Consider the following 13,551-nt stretch of genomic DNA (forward strand, 5'->3'; position numbering starts at 1 on the left):
AGTGAAGAAACAAAGGACTTTGATACACTCTCACCACAAAGCTGTTCAACAATATTAGTGACCTTCCGAGTAGAGACCCCATTAACAACCATCTCAAGCATAGAGAGCGTAAGAGCTTGGTCGACCCTGGAAAATTTTTCAAATAGTGAAGGGGAAAAATCACCTTCTCGTGTACGTGGAACCCGCAATTTAATCTTTCCGATACCGAGGAGGAGTTCTCTTTCATAATAGCCATTTCTGTAATCCCGTCGTTCGGAAGAACGCTCATATGCGCCAGCTATTAAATGCTCATCTCTTTCTTTTTCCATAAATTCATTAAGAACCAGCACAATCGAAGATTTTACAACTGCATCGAGGCTAGAATTCATGACAGATTCTTTTAAAGTGTCAATATTTAGGTTAAACTGTAAGTGGGTCATCTTAATTCCTCCAATGTTTTCGTGGTTGTTAACATTGTTGACAAAAGGAATTAAAATGACCCCTTTTCTTTTTACACAATTATACGGACTTAATCTTGAAACACCAAAATACTGGTTCCAGCAGAGTGAGCTAGAACCGTTATTTCACTAAAAAACTAAAATAATGGTTCCAGCGAAGATAAATAGAACCGCTATTTCACTGAAACACCAAAATAATGGTCTCAGCGGAGAGAGAGTTTGAACCGCTATTTCTCAATAAAAATAATAGCAGCCCCAGGAGAGTGTATTGTTAATTTAGATTTATTAGCTCCCTGCGTACTTTTTCCCTGAAATCTTCTTCCTTCAGCAGCTTCAGCTGGAAGCTGTTCATATTACGTGATAGTTTTGCCTGCTCTTTGGGACTTAGATTGTTTGAGAGAAAAGCGATTTCAGTCTGATTGTTATTTGTATCTGTCGCATACATGGCCATTGTGAGGACAAAAGCGGTTGAGCCGCCTTTCTGGCCTGCGTGCAAAAGCCATTCCTGATTGCGGGGGTCTTCCATCAGCTGTTCAAGAACCGGGTCAAGCTGGGTATGTACGTCTTCTGCAAAATAAGACTTGCTGTTCAGTTTTTCCATAAGAGAAGCATAATCTGCTGCCGTCGATCTTGGGAGCCTGTCAGACCAGATCTCCTGAAAGTCCATATCAAGCTTTTTGAGAACCTGGGACTTATTTTCAGAGGTTGGGGGAGCGGACTGCCAGGATCTGTGAATTTCATTTGCCATATTGCGGTATTCATGTAATGGCATTTCCTTCAGATTGGCCAGCGCTTCTTTTTTTGACAGCTTATTTTCTTCCATTATTTTTAATGGAATGAATAAGGAACTGGCGAGCGGATAAAGCGGTTCATGATTTTCTAAATTCAAGCTTTCCAGATTGGAGTTGATTTGGTCGAGTCCTAGCAATCCAATCAAATAATCTGTGTTCGCATTCGAGCTGTAAGCGATCATGCCTTTCGCCACCTGCTGCAGTGTAGCGCTGTTTCCTTTTAATTCAGAAAGCCATGCTTCATGGGCGCCGCCGTCTGTTTTAGGTACATAGTATGTTTCAAGCTCCTTCAGGCTGACTTGCTGTTCAGGATCAATTTTTCCTGCGGCTGCTTGTTTCGCGTATTCTATTGCTACAATGAATTTCATGGTGCTGGCCAAAGGCAAAGGTTCGTCAGGATGAATTTTGGCTAATGTTTCTTTATTATGGCTGATAAACAGTGATAAATCTTTTTTATTCTTATTCTCTTTAATGAATTTAATCAGGTAATCCGGTTCGTCTTTCTTTACATCCTTTATGTAGAGCCAGGCGCCTATAGCAATTACCATACAGACGGCAAGGAATACGATGCCGCCGATCCATAGAAATATTTTCAAAAAAATTTCCCTCCTTTTATTATCTGTACGGAAAGAAACAGGCAGAGGTTTCAATAAATTAGAGGATTTTTAAAAAGCATATGTAAAAAAATAGGGTGAAGCTATGTTAAAGTTACGGTATGATGTAAGTGTCCGGAAAGTCTGACAAATTGATTAAAAGAGGCTTAACATATGTTTAACAATAAATTCGCAATCCAAGCTGCAAAGTATCTATTGCCCATTATTCTCATTTTGTTTATTTACCATGAGGGGAAAAACGAGCTTAGAAAGATTGACCCCTCCGGTTTGCTGATAGATATAAAAAGTTTGTCTCCTGCACAGCTGCTGTTAATTTTCCTGATGGGGATGATAGCGGTGTCTGCACTAGCTGCATATGATCTTATCCTCGCAAAAAAGCTGAACCTGGAGATTTCTTTGCCAGCTTTAGCCAAAATTTCATGGATATCCAATGCGATCAATAATGTAGTCGGCTTCGGCGGGGTGGCTGGCGCAAGCCTGCGCGCTTTTCTCCTCAAAGCCTATACAAAAGATTCTAAAAGCCTTCTCGGCGGCATTATATGGCTGACTCCATTTATGCTGACAGGATTATCTGTTATGTCTTTGATCTCAATTATTTCTTTTCGCGGCAAAGGAGCGGTGCTGGAAGCCTATCCTTGGCTGAATGCCGGCTTATGGGGAATGGCTGCTTTTTTGCCAGTCTATCTTATCTTCCTTTATGTCAGAAGAAATGATAATGCTGCATGGGAAGGAAAATGGGCATGGCTGGCGGTACTGGCTTCTGTGGCTGAATGGTTTTCAGCGGCTGCCTTTCTTTGGGGCATAGCTGTTGTTTTAGGCTTTAGCCTCCCTTTTCATCTGGTGCTAACCATCTTTGTCGCTGGTGCAGTCGCGGGTTCATTGAGCCTTGTGCCAGGAGGTGCAGGCGCCTTTGATATCATTGTGCTGATCGGCCTCCAGCAGTCCGGGCTGGATGATGGCAGTGTTTTGCTCATACTGGTGTTTTACCGGATATTCTATTATATTGTTCCATTTATAATTGGCCTGATATTGGCATCTACTGAAGTAGCGGTGCAGACGAAGGAACTGTTTATGGATTCAAGGGCTGGCCGATTCATAAAAAAATACAATATGATTTCCAATTATATGCTGTCAAATTTTACCCATTGGGCACTATCCGTATTGGTGTTCCTTAGCGGGGTGCTGCTATTGATATCTGCCGGGGCTCCTGCAGGGTTGGAACAAATGCTGTTTGCTGAAAAACTTTTCTCTGAATCACTGCTGAATCTGTCATTTCAGCTTTCCGTTACAGCGGGAATTTCTCTGCTTCTCCTGTCAAGGAGCATTTATCTGAAAGTGAAAGCATCTTATATATTGACTTATATGGTACTTGTAAGCGGAGCTGTATTTACCTTTTTTAAAGGAATCGATTTAGGTGAGGCCTTATTCATGCTGGGGATGGCTTCGCTGCTGCGGGGGGCCAAGAAACAATTTTCCAGGGACAGCTCTCCGTTTTCATGGAAGGCATTTTTTATAACCTGGTGCTTAACTTTGGGAACTGTAGCCTCTTATATTATGATCGGATTTTTTGACCATCCTTATGTGGGAAGGGCAATCCCGGCTCCAGTCAGGGACTTACTTGTGAAAAAGCCAAGTGAGCTTTTTGTTTCAGCAGTTGCAGGCATTTGCCTTGCTGTTGTTTTTAACAAAATGGGGTACCGTTTTATGGCTGAAAAAGAAAGGCATTCCTATGTGTCAAAGTCATTTTCAAAGAGAAAGAGAAATTCGGCAATATGATTAATAGCTTGCAGGAAATGGGGAAAAGAAGAAGATGATCATGACAAAACCGTTAGTAAAGGAAGATTATGAACTGATTCATGCCGCAGAGGAAGTAATCAAGAAAAATTACCGTTATGGGAGGCACCATATCGGTTCTGTTGTCAGGACAGCCTCAGGGAAGATCTTTGCAGCCGTCCATATGGAGGCAAATGTAGGAAGAATAACGGTTTGCGGGGAAGCAATGGCGATGGGGAAGGCTATTTCTGAAGGAGAACATGAATTTCAAACGATTGTCGCGGTCGCCCATCCCCATCCTCATGAAGACATAGAAGACTGCTGGGTAGTTGCACCATGCGGAATGTGCCGAGAACTGATCAGCGATTATGGAAAGGGAACGGATGTAATTCTTTCTTATCAAGGGAAACTCGTTAAAAGCAATGTGATGGAGCTGCTTCCGGAGAAGTATGGAGTAAAATAGGCTGCTTGAATAAAAGTTATTTATGGATTTTTCATCAATAAAAATGATAGAAATTCTTTTATCCTCAGTGTAATATTAAGTTGAAGTTCAAAAGAATTTTAAGAGGGCATCCTTACACCAGCATTCCAATCTCAGCGGAACCATATTTTTATTTATCGAATATTTCAGAAAATTAAAAATTGAATAAGAGGAAGATGAAAGTTGAAAATAGATGCTAATGAAACACAGGTAAGAGAACAGACTATTTTTGATCATATTGGTAATAAAATAAGAACGGAAGATAGAGAGATTCATATCATTGCCAAAATAGAGGAACCGCTGATCGTGATTTTGGGGAATGTGCTGAGTGATGAGGAATGTGAAGGGTTGATCAGGATGTCCGAGGATAAGCTGAAGCGTTCAAAAATCGGAAACACCCGCACGGTAGACGATATTAGGACGAGCAGCAGCATGTTCTTTGAAGAAGGCGAAAATGAGCTGGTTGCAAGGATCGAAAGAAGGCTGTCGCAAATTATGAATATCCCTGTGGAACATGGTGAGGGCCTGCAGATGCTGAATTATCACATCGGACAGGAATATAAGGCCCATTTTGACTTTTTTTCCTCATCCAGCAGGGCGGCAAGCAATCCGAGGATCAGCACGCTTGTTATGTATCTGAATGATGTCGAGGAAGGCGGGGAAACGTATTTTCCTAAGCTGAATTTTTCAGTGAACCCGCATAAAGGCTCGGCAGTTTATTTCGAATACTTCTATGATAATCAGGATTTGAATGATCTGACTCTTCATGGGGGGGCGCCTGTGATTAAAGGAAGCAAGTGGGCAGCCACCCAGTGGATGAGAAGAAAGAAGCTATAAAGCAGAATAAATCGATATTGTTTGAAGAAAAGAACTGCACCAACAATTCATATAAAAAAAAGACTTCCTTTTAAGAAGTCTTTTTTTTCAATATTATTTGTGGCCTGCTGCTGTAAAATCCTTACGCCTGTATACGCTGAGGGCAATGCCAATGACAAAAGCATTAAGGATCGCCGGTGTTAGTCCATAGCTTATGAACGGCAATGATATGGATATGATCGGGAGAACCCCTAAGGTCATCCCGATATTATAAAGAAACTGGACTGAATAAAGGGTGATTGCCCCAGTGACAAGCTGTTTGCCGAGAGGGTCCTTAATCTGGCCGCCAACGGATATCAATCTGGTTAAAAGAAGGGTAAGTACGATAATTAACAGGCCAGCCATCAGCCATCCGTAAAAATAGGTGATGTTCACGAAGGCATAATCAGAATGCAAATTAGGGATCGATTCCGTTCGTTCCGGATTGCCAAGCCAGCCGCCTTCAGCAAGCATCTCTCTTATCTTTATATACATAAAGCCTGAGGTTTCCGAGTACTCTTTTGGGTTAAGGAAAGCGAGTATGCGGACTTTTTGATACTCTTTGCTTGTGAACCATGCAATAATGCCAAATAAGACAATGATGCTGCCGACAGAAGATAGTGTTGCGATGATGGTTTTGCGTTTTACGGCGCTTCTGATAAATAATATCATGACAAGGATGCCGTACATCATGGCAATAGGGAAGCCCGGCAGCGATAAGAAAAGAAATAACGTAGTGCTGAAAATAAGCCAGCCTATCCATAAGTTCGGCTTTCCTTTCGAAAAGAAGCTTGCCCAAAAGAGGTAGAACAACGGCAGTATCGTCATTCCGCCGAATGCTCCAATTCCAGGGATTATGAAATATGGGAACCCGTTTATAATGGCCCTTATAGAAAATGGTGCTATAAGCAATAAAACTAGGTATAAAACCCCAATTGTAAGCAAGTGCCAGCTCCATTTCCGCAGTTTCCGATAGTCAAAGAACATGACAGCAAGTGCAGCCAGCAAACCAAGGCCAATATAGACGAGTTGCTTTGAAAGAAAGTCAACATCATAATCTTCATAATGGATATTAAACAATGGTAGAAGACCCATCCCAAAAGCTGCCGCCAGCAGCCCAATCAGCATCCAATCCACCCTCGGCTTATGGATTTTATTCAGCTGCATCCCAAGCTCTGAGGGGCTGCCCATCTGCAGGACTGCCTTTTTTTCCGCCTCTGTTTCTTCAATTCCCTCTGTCATCAGCTCTATTTTCGTTTCTTGGAGATGATGCTCAAGCTCTTGATGGACAAAAACCTTGGCTTCTTTGGATTTTATATGCTTTTTGACCTCAATGAGGAAGCCGTCTTTCTCAGCTGCCATTATTTCATCCCTCCCATAATTCCTGGAGGGCCGTACGCCTGCCGGCCGATTTTTCCTCTGACTGCTCCAGAAGCCTCCTGCCTCTGTCATTCAGCTGGTAGTATTTGCGTGAATCCTGCCAGCTGGACTGAAGATAGTTTTTCCGCTCCAACCTGTGCAGCAGGGCATAGAGGAAGCCTTCGTTTTTTTCAAAGTTAGAAATTCCCCTTGCGATGATGCTTCTGGTCAATTCAAATCCTGTCTTTTCATTGACAAGCAGCTGCAGGACGGCAAGGATGACATCTTCTTCCGTTTTTATCTGAAGATTTCTTGCTTTTGACTTTACCTCTTCACGGGTTTTGTCGGTAAATGACAGGTCCTGGAAAATAGTATTTTCCATCGCTTTTTTTAATCTCTTCAGGCGCTCTTCCATCATAGCTCCTCCAGTCTTTCTTTTAATAGCTGCTTTGCCCGCTTAAGGCGCGTTTTGATTGTATTTTGGTTGATGCTGGTGACGGCCGCTATTTCCTTCATGCTCATTTCCTCGTAATAATGAAGATAGATGACTTCTCGGTAATGGTCCGGCAGATCCATGACCGCTGAAGCGAGCTGTGAATCATCGTCTTTTCTGATTACGGCTGCTTCGACCTCATCCTTCAGGCTGCCGCCTGACTTTGCTTGTTCTTCCGAAAGGATAATATGACGGTTGTGCCAGCTTCTGAGATAGTCTTTGCAGTGATTGACGGCAATCCGCCAAAGCCAGGTTTTCACCATTGATTTGCGGTTGTATTGGTGGAGGTTTTTATAGCATTTAATAAAGATTTCCTGTGTCAGGTCTTCTGCTGCATCCTTTTGCTTTACATATGTATAGGAAAGCTGGAGGATATCCTGGCCATATAGCTGCATAATCTGATCAATGGCTGCTTCCCTGTCCATCGCCAATAATATTTCTGATAAAGTTTCTTCCACGGTCTTTTGCTCCCTTCCAACCATTAGACGGGGCACCCGCTGTTCAGGTTTGTTTTTTTTATAAAAAAGTTACATTTCATTTTAGCTTTTAAAAGGTAAATAAGAAAACCCCCCGAATTAAGGAGGGCAAGACAGTTATTAATCTTTTTCCAGTTTTTTCAGCAATCTGATGATTTCATCCAGCTTGGCATGCAGCTCCTGATCTGAAGAATAGGAGGCTGCTGAACGGGACACCATCCTCCTTATAAACAGGGTAAAAGAGAATACACCCAGCAAAGTCAGCAAAACAATGATTATCAAAATCATCCAATCTCCTATATACATACTATACCTCCAATGCTGTTCAAAAGAATATTAGGGAAATTATGGTATAATACTATCAGTCAGCAGGGGGGATTGCAATGTTCAAACATATACAGCCATTTCAGATTATAATAGGCTATTTTATTTCTATTGTTTCTTTTTCACAGGCATACAGCAGCTATACTGAAGGAAGGACTGCTTCGTTTTATTTGTTTCTAATCTGTGGAGTTCTGATCATTATCCTTTATACGGCAGCCTGGATTTCAATTTCATCCAGAAGAAAGGCAAAAAAGCTGACAGAATAAAAAGGATTCCTGCTTTCGGATGTAGAATCTCTGTGTATACTGAATTTTCCAGGAGGGATTCTCATGAGCAAAAAGATTTGGAGAGTAGGGACTGCTTATATTCCGGTTAAGGATGTGCAGACATCTGCAGATTGGTATGCTGGGAAGCTGGGGGCAGAGCTGAAATATATTGATGAAGACAAAGCCATCCTTAATTTGGCAAACCAGAGCTTTTTTCTTGTTAAAGCAGCAGAATCACAAACTAGCAATTTCACAGATGCTTCAGGAACGGAAAGGTTTTCGCTGACGTTTGAAGTGGACGGGCTGGATGCCCTTGAAGCTGTTCACCAGGAGTTCAGTGAACAAGGAATCCATACAGGCGAGATTGAGGAGAGGGGTCACGCAGGCAGAAACTTTGTATTTAGGGATCCGGACGGCAATCTGTTCGATGTATGGAGCGAGCTGAGTCCTTCATTCAAAGAAAAATTCATTGTATCACAGTAAAAGGGCCTTCAGGTCCTTTTTTTGTCTGAATAATTTTATGAGTTGGAGCTGAATATATGAAACGATTTGCAATCATTACCGTTGGGAAGACACACAGCGGAAAAAGCACATTTGCAGGAGAATTGAAGAAAGAGCTGAAAGGCTCTTTTGTGATGGACCAGGATAACCACGCGGCATTTATTCATACATATTATGAGGCTCTTCAGCCTGTAAGCGGGCCGAATACCTTAAAGCACGGCCTTTCAAAATATATTGTCGAGTATGCAAAAGAAAATACCAGCCTGCATATGATCATCTGTAATTCGAATCTCAGCAGGAAAGATAGAGCGTATCTATTGAAAGAAGTTTTTCCAAGTATAGAATTCTTCCGCATTATTGTTCATTTACATATCGAGGATTCCATTTTGGAAGCAAGGGCTGCAGCAAGCACCAGGAGCACTAATATTTTTAGGGGCGCTGCCTCCTTTTTAGAGGTGCTGGAGCGGCAGCAGGCAGATACTCTAAAGGAAGATCCCGCTGAAGATGAGGGGGATTATCTTTTTGTTATCAAAGATAATGAAGAGGCTGGTTCTGTGATTAGAGAAATTGTCAGGCTTTCTGAACAATAATTTATAGAAGCGGGAGTGGAGCGAATTGAGAATATGCGGCAGGGCGGTAATCATTAAGGATGGGAAACTGGCACTCATTAAGCGGATCAGGGAAAGTGAGGAATATTATGTGTTCCCTGGCGGAGGGGCAGAGCCTGGGGAGCTGCCTGAGGAGGCAGCAGCACGTGAAATCCTTGAAGAGCTGGGAATTGATGTTAAGGTCGGCGGATTGCTGGTCCGTCATGATTTTAATGGTCCGCAATATTTTTATTTTGCAGAGATGGTGTCTGGTATTATGGGCAGCGGGACCGGAGAAGAATTTGATCCGGCGCGGGACCGTGGCAATTATGAACCGCTTTGGGTGGATATCGGTTTACTCGAAGAGCTGCCTGTAAGGCCAGTAGAAGTGGCTAAGCTGGTAAAGGAAATGGCGTTTCTTTGAGCTTTCCAGTGTAAGCCAGGAGTAAGTCTGCAAATTCTAAAACAACGTAAACTTGTGACAATAACAACTTGATATACCAAAAGCCAGTAAATGTACACTTTACTAATCAGAAATAAGGGCCTTGCTGTAAGCGGCCCTGAAGGAGGAAAGTATGATTATCAGAACCTATCAGCCGGAAGATGAGAAAGGCTGGGTCCGCTGCAGGGTGCTGTCATTTTTGAATACGGCTTATTATGACAATGTTCTTCGTGAAAAGGAAAAATATGATCATCCGGCGATCGAGCTTGTTGCCGAAGTGGACGGGATGATAGCAGGGCTGCTTGATTTGGAATATGAGGAAGAGGAAAGGACAGTCTGTTCCCGCGGAACCGGGCTGGGCGGAATGATTTGGCATATTGCCGTCCACCCCGATTTTCAGCGGAGGGGGATTGGGGCAGCCCTGCTGAAGGAAGCTGCAAGGCTTGCAAAGAAACAAGGATTGAACAGGATGGAAGCATGGACCCGTGATGATAGATGGGTTCGTGCCTGGTATGAGAAAAATGGTTTCGTCCAGAAGGAATCATATTTGCATGTTTATATGAATGGCGAAGACGAGCTGAAAGGGACTGTCCCTGCAGGCTTGAAGGACCTGTATCCTGTGAAGGTTTTTGCCCATTATACGGGAGAAGATACTGCAATGATAAAGAATAGCTTTAAGAGAGTGCATGAATGCGTTTGTTATGAAAGAGAATGTAGTATAATTTGTTAAAATTTATTACCTGCATTGCAAAAAGGCGGACATAAAGTCTGCCTTTTCATTTTGCTTGTGAAGAAATACTAATAACTGATAAACAAGAAATACCTGCAGTGGCTGCCACAATCATTCCAAATAAGAAACCAATGGCCCGCATAAAGGGGTCATCCCCAGGAAATTCTGACTCTGCTGCTGCAAACTGATAAAAAAAGAAAATGAATAGAAATAGATAAAAGCTGCTTCCAATCAGCCCCGCTTTTAAACGTCCCTTTTCAGCTCCTTTCCATGCCAGTTTTATATTGAGCCATAAACGGATGCTAAAGGCTGTTGCCAGGAACATGATTACCAGGTGGATATAAGGTATATTAATAAACAGCAGCGAATACAAAAACAGCAGTGCTGCTGAAAACAGCAGTGCATTGGAAACAAATAAAAACAAACCAGCTCTCCAATGGCTTTGAAACCAGGAAGCATGACTCAATAAATTTACCATCTTCCGATTGGCTGCACTCCCCTCAAGTGCAGGGTTCTTTTTAAACAAAATAAGCAATAAAGCAATTGCTATGATTCCCAAAAATAAAAAAGATGTCATAATGAACAGCCTCCAATATTGAAGTGTAATAATAATTTATCGCAAGTCAATAAAATATGTCAATGTTTTTATATTAAGAATCATAAAATTTTTACTGAAATTTGTTTCTTTTTTATTGAAATACGATAAAATCTGTATTAAGATAAATTTATAATTCTTTAACCGGAGGTACCTAATGAACAAAGCTATAACAAGTTTTCTAAAAGCCGCCATCCTTATTATGGGATTGATCGTGGCCGTCCTCTGTATTTTTCTTCTGCCTGGACTTGCAGGGAGTGCAGCTGCAGAGAACCCTGAATTCGCTTTTTTGAAATGGCCGGTCCTTTTGGGCATGTATGGGGCTGCCATTCCATTTTATATAGCGCTGTATGAATCATGGAATCTATTAAGATATATTGAAGGGCATTCTGCTTTTTCCGATCTCTCTGTCCAGTCGCTCCGCCGCATCAGGAATTGCGGCATTGCTTTGGGACTGATTTACGCTGCTGGCATTATCGGAGTCGGAGCTGCCGGTGCTCTTCATCCAGGAGTTCTGCTGATGGGTGCAGCCATTGCTTTCTGTTCTTTTGTCATCAGTGTATTTGCAGCTGTCCTGAAGGAGCTGCTTCGGAGCGCCCTTACGATGAAAAATGAAAATGAACTGACTATTTGAGGTGAAGGAATGTCGATTATCATTAACATAGATGTTATGCTGGCAAAAAGGAAAATGAGTGTTACAGAGCTGTCCGAGCGGGTGGGAATCACCATGGCTAATCTCTCTATACTGAAGAACGGTAAAGCAAAGGCAGTGCGGCTTTCCACACTTGACAGTATCTGCAGGGCACTGGACTGCCAGCCGGGCGATATTCTCGAATACCGTGAAGAAGAATAGCAGAAGTATGAAGAGACAGGGCGAGCCTGTCTCTTTTTTTTCATGGCGTTTAATCTGAAGATGGAATGTATATTTTACATAAAGTAATATATATGTTACATTTTATTCGGAGGAAGAATATATGAAAAATAACGTGAAGCGGGCCCGGCTGCAGGCAGAGCTGACCCAGCAAGAGCTGGCGGACCGGGTGGGGATTACCAGGCAGACGGTGAGCTTAATTGAAAAGGGTAAGTATAATCCTTCTTTAAAGCTGTGCCTCCAGATCTGCTATGCAGTCCAGTCAAATCTGGATGAATTATTCTGGGTGGAAGAGGAGGACCTGAAATGAAAAAAATTACGGATGAACGTTTGAAGCAGAGAAATTTAGAGCATGTACGAATAGTCTATATCGTCCAGACGCTGGGAATCCTTTGCATTCTTGCATACGATTTAATACAAGGCGGCATGGAAGCTATGCGTAAGAATCCGCTTTGGCTTGTTTTTATCGGAACCTCGGTTGTATTTGCTTATCTATCCATGAGTGTGAGTGTGGAGCATGAGAGAGGGGGAAAAGATCCGAAGAAGCCATTCATTGTAAGCATAACAGCCATCCTGGCAGTGGCTGTCATCATTTCTTATCTGATCAGTATAACACCGGGCTATGGGTGGGGTGATGGTATGCTCGTCGGTTTTATTGTAGCTGTGTGCAGCGGAATACCTGCCTTTTACATTTACAGGCTGCGGCTGAAACAGGCAGATTGGCATGATGAGGAAGGCGAATAAAAGGAATTAACATAATCACAGTCCTCCTGAACATATATATACAAAAAATGCGGAGGAATAACGATGGAGAAAAATCAGTTTTTCAGGACGGTAAGGGTTTTTATCGCCAGCCCTTTTTTTAATGAGGAGCAGCTGGAAAGAATCGGGAGGCTGGAGAGTGCGCTAAGGAAGAATCCTTATGTGGCTGATTTCTTTTCGGCGAGATTTTATCAGTTCCCGCAGCTGACCTTTGCTTCTGATCCCTGGAGGAAGACTGTTTTCCAAAATGATTTAAGATTTTTGCGGCGTGCGGACGTGGTAGTTGCCATTCACGACTATGAAGAAAACTCTGTAGACAGCGGAACTGCCTTTGAACTGGGCTATGCGTATGCAATGCAAAAGCCGATCATACTGATAAAAGAAAAAGAAGCGAGCATTCCGAATTTAATGCTGGTGGAAAGCCTGCATGCTTACCTGACCAGGGCAGATGAGATTGCCGCATATGACTTTATCAATATGCCTAAAATTCCTTATAAAGGCCCACTTATTTAAAGGCAATGGTTATTCTATATAACTCAATTTGCCGGGCACAACAATAATCACAAGTGTTGAATAATAAAGAGGCAGAGATTACAATAAAAAAGGAAAATGATTCCTAATGTGAAATTATAATCTAAGAGCAGGATCGAGCGAAGTTCCAGGAAAGCAGAAAAGATATTACAGAAAGAGCAGGGAGAGAAAAAAGTTGGCAGAAGAAAAATACAGGGTGCCTAAACTGCTGGGATTTATTTCTTTTGGCGTAATGGTCTTGATCAACTTTTCCGCAGGACTTTTCTATTTCCTCGTTTCGAGGGGATATACGGCAAATATTTTAACTGAACTGATCAGCAGCGATCCAAAGTTCCAGCGGGAAATGGCAGGGCAGGATGGAACTGCAGCAGCCCGGGAGATAGCGGGCGGGACTATGAATATTGTCGAGGTAGTGCTTATTATATTTCTCGTTTTTTGGCTTCTTATGCTGTTTCTCAACCTGGCAGGCATTTTAACTCTAAAGAAATATCCGAAAGCTGCAGGGATCATTTTTATTGTTATTGGTGTTTTGAGTCTGCCCACATTAATTATACCAGGCCTTCTTATATCCGCCGGAGTTTTGATCCTCACAGCCAATAAGAAAAAAGAACCTTCGTATCCGGATTATTAAACAGGGACCGGATTTATGGAAATATGAAGAGG

General features: G+C 42.3%; 21 protein-coding genes. 14 read left to right on the forward strand and 7 right to left on the reverse strand.

What is annotated here, in order from left to right:
• Together ACQCVH_RS17915 and ACQCVH_RS17920 are read right to left on the reverse strand one after the other, a co-directional pair.
• A partial coding sequence (locus ACQCVH_RS17915) for a transposase (RefSeq protein WP_426836972.1) occupies positions 1-419 on the reverse strand: 419 nt, incomplete at its 3' end.
• A 289-nt stretch (positions 420-708) separates the two neighbouring features.
• Entirely contained in the window at positions 709-1,824 is a 1,116-nt protein-coding gene (locus ACQCVH_RS17920) for a serine hydrolase (RefSeq protein ID WP_426836973.1), read from the reverse strand.
• Positions 1,825-1,995: 171 nt separating this feature from the next.
• Between ACQCVH_RS17920 and ACQCVH_RS17925 the strand changes: the two genes are divergently transcribed.
• The 3 genes from ACQCVH_RS17925 (at position 1,996) to ACQCVH_RS17935 (ending at position 4,933) form a co-directional block, all read left to right on the forward strand.
• A complete protein-coding gene (locus tag ACQCVH_RS17925; protein ID WP_426836974.1) occupies positions 1,996-3,618 on the forward strand; it encodes a lysylphosphatidylglycerol synthase domain-containing protein in 1,623 nt (540 codons plus the stop codon).
• A 40-nt stretch (positions 3,619-3,658) separates the two neighbouring features.
• On the forward strand, positions 3,659-4,078 hold the full coding sequence (locus ACQCVH_RS17930) for a cytidine deaminase (protein ID WP_426836975.1): 420 nt from the start codon (positions 3,659-3,661) through the stop codon (positions 4,076-4,078).
• A gap of 201 nt (positions 4,079-4,279) precedes the next feature.
• A complete protein-coding gene (locus ACQCVH_RS17935) occupies positions 4,280-4,933 on the forward strand; it encodes a 2OG-Fe(II) oxygenase (RefSeq protein WP_426836976.1) in 654 nt (217 codons plus the stop codon).
• A gap of 93 nt (positions 4,934-5,026) precedes the next feature.
• Here the strand turns inward: ACQCVH_RS17935 and ACQCVH_RS17940 are convergent, their stop codons facing one another.
• The 4 genes from ACQCVH_RS17940 to ACQCVH_RS17955 form a co-directional block, all read right to left on the reverse strand.
• Positions 5,027-6,313 (reverse strand): FtsW/RodA/SpoVE family cell cycle protein, encoded by a 1,287-nt coding sequence (locus tag ACQCVH_RS17940; RefSeq protein ID WP_426836977.1) that lies wholly within the window; start codon positions 6,311-6,313, stop codon positions 5,027-5,029.
• A gap of 4 nt (positions 6,314-6,317) precedes the next feature.
• On the reverse strand, positions 6,318-6,725 hold the full coding sequence (locus ACQCVH_RS17945) for a PadR family transcriptional regulator (protein ID WP_426837189.1): 408 nt from the start codon (positions 6,723-6,725) through the stop codon (positions 6,318-6,320).
• The gene (locus ACQCVH_RS17950) at positions 6,725-7,261 is read right to left on the reverse strand and encodes a sigma-70 family RNA polymerase sigma factor (protein WP_426836978.1); all 537 of its coding nucleotides are present in this window, start codon (positions 7,259-7,261) and stop codon (positions 6,725-6,727) included. Before ACQCVH_RS17950 ends, ACQCVH_RS17945 begins: the two co-directional genes overlap by 1 nt.
• Positions 7,262-7,399: 138 nt before the next feature.
• On the reverse strand, positions 7,400-7,585 hold the full coding sequence (locus ACQCVH_RS17955) for a DUF4083 domain-containing protein (protein WP_426836979.1): 186 nt from the start codon (positions 7,583-7,585) through the stop codon (positions 7,400-7,402).
• 77 nt (positions 7,586-7,662) lie between these two features.
• Between ACQCVH_RS17955 and ACQCVH_RS17960 the strand changes: the two genes are divergently transcribed.
• From ACQCVH_RS17960 to ACQCVH_RS17980, 5 genes are all read left to right on the forward strand, one after another.
• Positions 7,663-7,869 (forward strand): hypothetical protein, encoded by a 207-nt coding sequence (locus ACQCVH_RS17960; RefSeq protein ID WP_426836980.1) that lies wholly within the window; start codon positions 7,663-7,665, stop codon positions 7,867-7,869.
• Between the two features lie 63 nt (positions 7,870-7,932).
• A complete protein-coding gene (locus tag ACQCVH_RS17965) occupies positions 7,933-8,352 on the forward strand; it encodes a VOC family protein (protein WP_426836981.1) in 420 nt (139 codons plus the stop codon).
• Between the two features lie 56 nt (positions 8,353-8,408).
• Positions 8,409-8,960 (forward strand): ATP-binding protein, encoded by a 552-nt coding sequence (locus ACQCVH_RS17970; RefSeq protein WP_426836982.1) that lies wholly within the window; start codon positions 8,409-8,411, stop codon positions 8,958-8,960.
• A 25-nt stretch (positions 8,961-8,985) separates the two neighbouring features.
• Positions 8,986-9,381, forward strand: a complete 396-nt coding sequence (locus ACQCVH_RS17975) for an NUDIX hydrolase (RefSeq protein WP_426836983.1) — start codon at positions 8,986-8,988, stop codon at positions 9,379-9,381.
• A 151-nt stretch (positions 9,382-9,532) separates the two neighbouring features.
• On the forward strand, positions 9,533-10,129 hold the full coding sequence (locus ACQCVH_RS17980; protein ID WP_426836984.1) for a GNAT family N-acetyltransferase: 597 nt from the start codon (positions 9,533-9,535) through the stop codon (positions 10,127-10,129).
• A gap of 46 nt (positions 10,130-10,175) precedes the next feature.
• Here ACQCVH_RS17980 and ACQCVH_RS17985 read toward each other — a convergent pair whose 3' ends face one another.
• On the reverse strand, positions 10,176-10,706 hold the full coding sequence (locus tag ACQCVH_RS17985; protein WP_426836985.1) for a hypothetical protein: 531 nt from the start codon (positions 10,704-10,706) through the stop codon (positions 10,176-10,178).
• Between the two features lie 175 nt (positions 10,707-10,881).
• On the opposite strand from ACQCVH_RS17985, the gene ACQCVH_RS17990 reads away from it, so the two are divergent.
• The 6 genes from ACQCVH_RS17990 (at position 10,882) to ACQCVH_RS18015 (ending at position 13,519) form a co-directional block, all read left to right on the forward strand.
• Complete coding sequence (locus tag ACQCVH_RS17990) at positions 10,882-11,358, forward strand: DUF2975 domain-containing protein (RefSeq protein ID WP_426836986.1); 477 nt, start codon at positions 10,882-10,884, stop codon at positions 11,356-11,358.
• A 9-nt stretch (positions 11,359-11,367) separates the two neighbouring features.
• Positions 11,368-11,577 (forward strand): helix-turn-helix domain-containing protein, encoded by a 210-nt coding sequence (locus ACQCVH_RS17995; protein ID WP_426836987.1) that lies wholly within the window; start codon positions 11,368-11,370, stop codon positions 11,575-11,577.
• 121 nt (positions 11,578-11,698) lie between these two features.
• Positions 11,699-11,905, forward strand: coding sequence for a helix-turn-helix transcriptional regulator (locus ACQCVH_RS18000; protein ID WP_426836988.1), 207 nt, complete (start codon positions 11,699-11,701; stop codon positions 11,903-11,905).
• A complete protein-coding gene (locus ACQCVH_RS18005; protein ID WP_426836989.1) occupies positions 11,902-12,339 on the forward strand; it encodes a hypothetical protein in 438 nt (145 codons plus the stop codon). The genes ACQCVH_RS18000 and ACQCVH_RS18005 overlap by 4 nt, the downstream gene beginning before the upstream one ends.
• 63 nt (positions 12,340-12,402) lie before the next feature.
• A complete protein-coding gene (locus ACQCVH_RS18010) occupies positions 12,403-12,870 on the forward strand; it encodes a nucleoside 2-deoxyribosyltransferase (protein ID WP_426836990.1) in 468 nt (155 codons plus the stop codon).
• 193 nt (positions 12,871-13,063) lie between these two features.
• Positions 13,064-13,519 carry a DUF4064 domain-containing protein gene (locus ACQCVH_RS18015; protein WP_426836991.1) on the forward strand — a complete coding sequence of 152 codons (456 nt, stop codon included), beginning with the start codon at positions 13,064-13,066 and terminating at the stop codon, positions 13,517-13,519.
• The last annotated feature ends 32 nt before the right edge of the window (positions 13,520-13,551 follow it).

The sequence above is a fragment of the Bacillus infantis genome (genome assembly GCF_050107595.1).
In the GTDB taxonomy this organism is placed as follows: Bacteria; Bacillota; Bacilli; order Bacillales; family Cytobacillaceae; genus Bacillus_AB; species Bacillus_AB infantis_C.

Coding starts and splice junctions, on each gene's coding strand:
- ACQCVH_RS17925 (WP_426836974.1), top strand. CDS start 1,996: ATGTTTAACAATAAATTCGCAATCCAAGCTGCAAAGTATCTATTGCCC.
- ACQCVH_RS17930 (WP_426836975.1), top strand. CDS start 3,659: ATGACAAAACCGTTAGTAAAGGAAGATTATGAACTGATTCATGCCGCA.
- ACQCVH_RS17940 (WP_426836977.1), bottom strand. CDS start 6,313: ATGGCAGCTGAGAAAGACGGCTTCCTCATTGAGGTCAAAAAGCATATA.
- ACQCVH_RS17945 (WP_426837189.1), bottom strand. CDS start 6,725: ATGGAAGAGCGCCTGAAGAGATTAAAAAAAGCGATGGAAAATACTATT.
- ACQCVH_RS17955 (WP_426836979.1), bottom strand. CDS start 7,585: ATGTATATAGGAGATTGGATGATTTTGATAATCATTGTTTTGCTGACT.
- ACQCVH_RS17960 (WP_426836980.1), top strand. CDS start 7,663: ATGTTCAAACATATACAGCCATTTCAGATTATAATAGGCTATTTTATT.
- ACQCVH_RS17965 (WP_426836981.1), top strand. CDS start 7,933: ATGAGCAAAAAGATTTGGAGAGTAGGGACTGCTTATATTCCGGTTAAG.
- ACQCVH_RS17970 (WP_426836982.1), top strand. CDS start 8,409: ATGAAACGATTTGCAATCATTACCGTTGGGAAGACACACAGCGGAAAA.
- ACQCVH_RS17980 (WP_426836984.1), top strand. CDS start 9,533: ATGATTATCAGAACCTATCAGCCGGAAGATGAGAAAGGCTGGGTCCGC.
- ACQCVH_RS17985 (WP_426836985.1), bottom strand. CDS start 10,706: ATGACATCTTTTTTATTTTTGGGAATCATAGCAATTGCTTTATTGCTT.
- ACQCVH_RS17990 (WP_426836986.1), top strand. CDS start 10,882: ATGAACAAAGCTATAACAAGTTTTCTAAAAGCCGCCATCCTTATTATG.
- ACQCVH_RS17995 (WP_426836987.1), top strand. CDS start 11,368: ATGTCGATTATCATTAACATAGATGTTATGCTGGCAAAAAGGAAAATG.
- ACQCVH_RS18000 (WP_426836988.1), top strand. CDS start 11,699: ATGAAAAATAACGTGAAGCGGGCCCGGCTGCAGGCAGAGCTGACCCAG.
- ACQCVH_RS18005 (WP_426836989.1), top strand. CDS start 11,902: ATGAAAAAAATTACGGATGAACGTTTGAAGCAGAGAAATTTAGAGCAT.
- ACQCVH_RS18010 (WP_426836990.1), top strand. CDS start 12,403: ATGGAGAAAAATCAGTTTTTCAGGACGGTAAGGGTTTTTATCGCCAGC.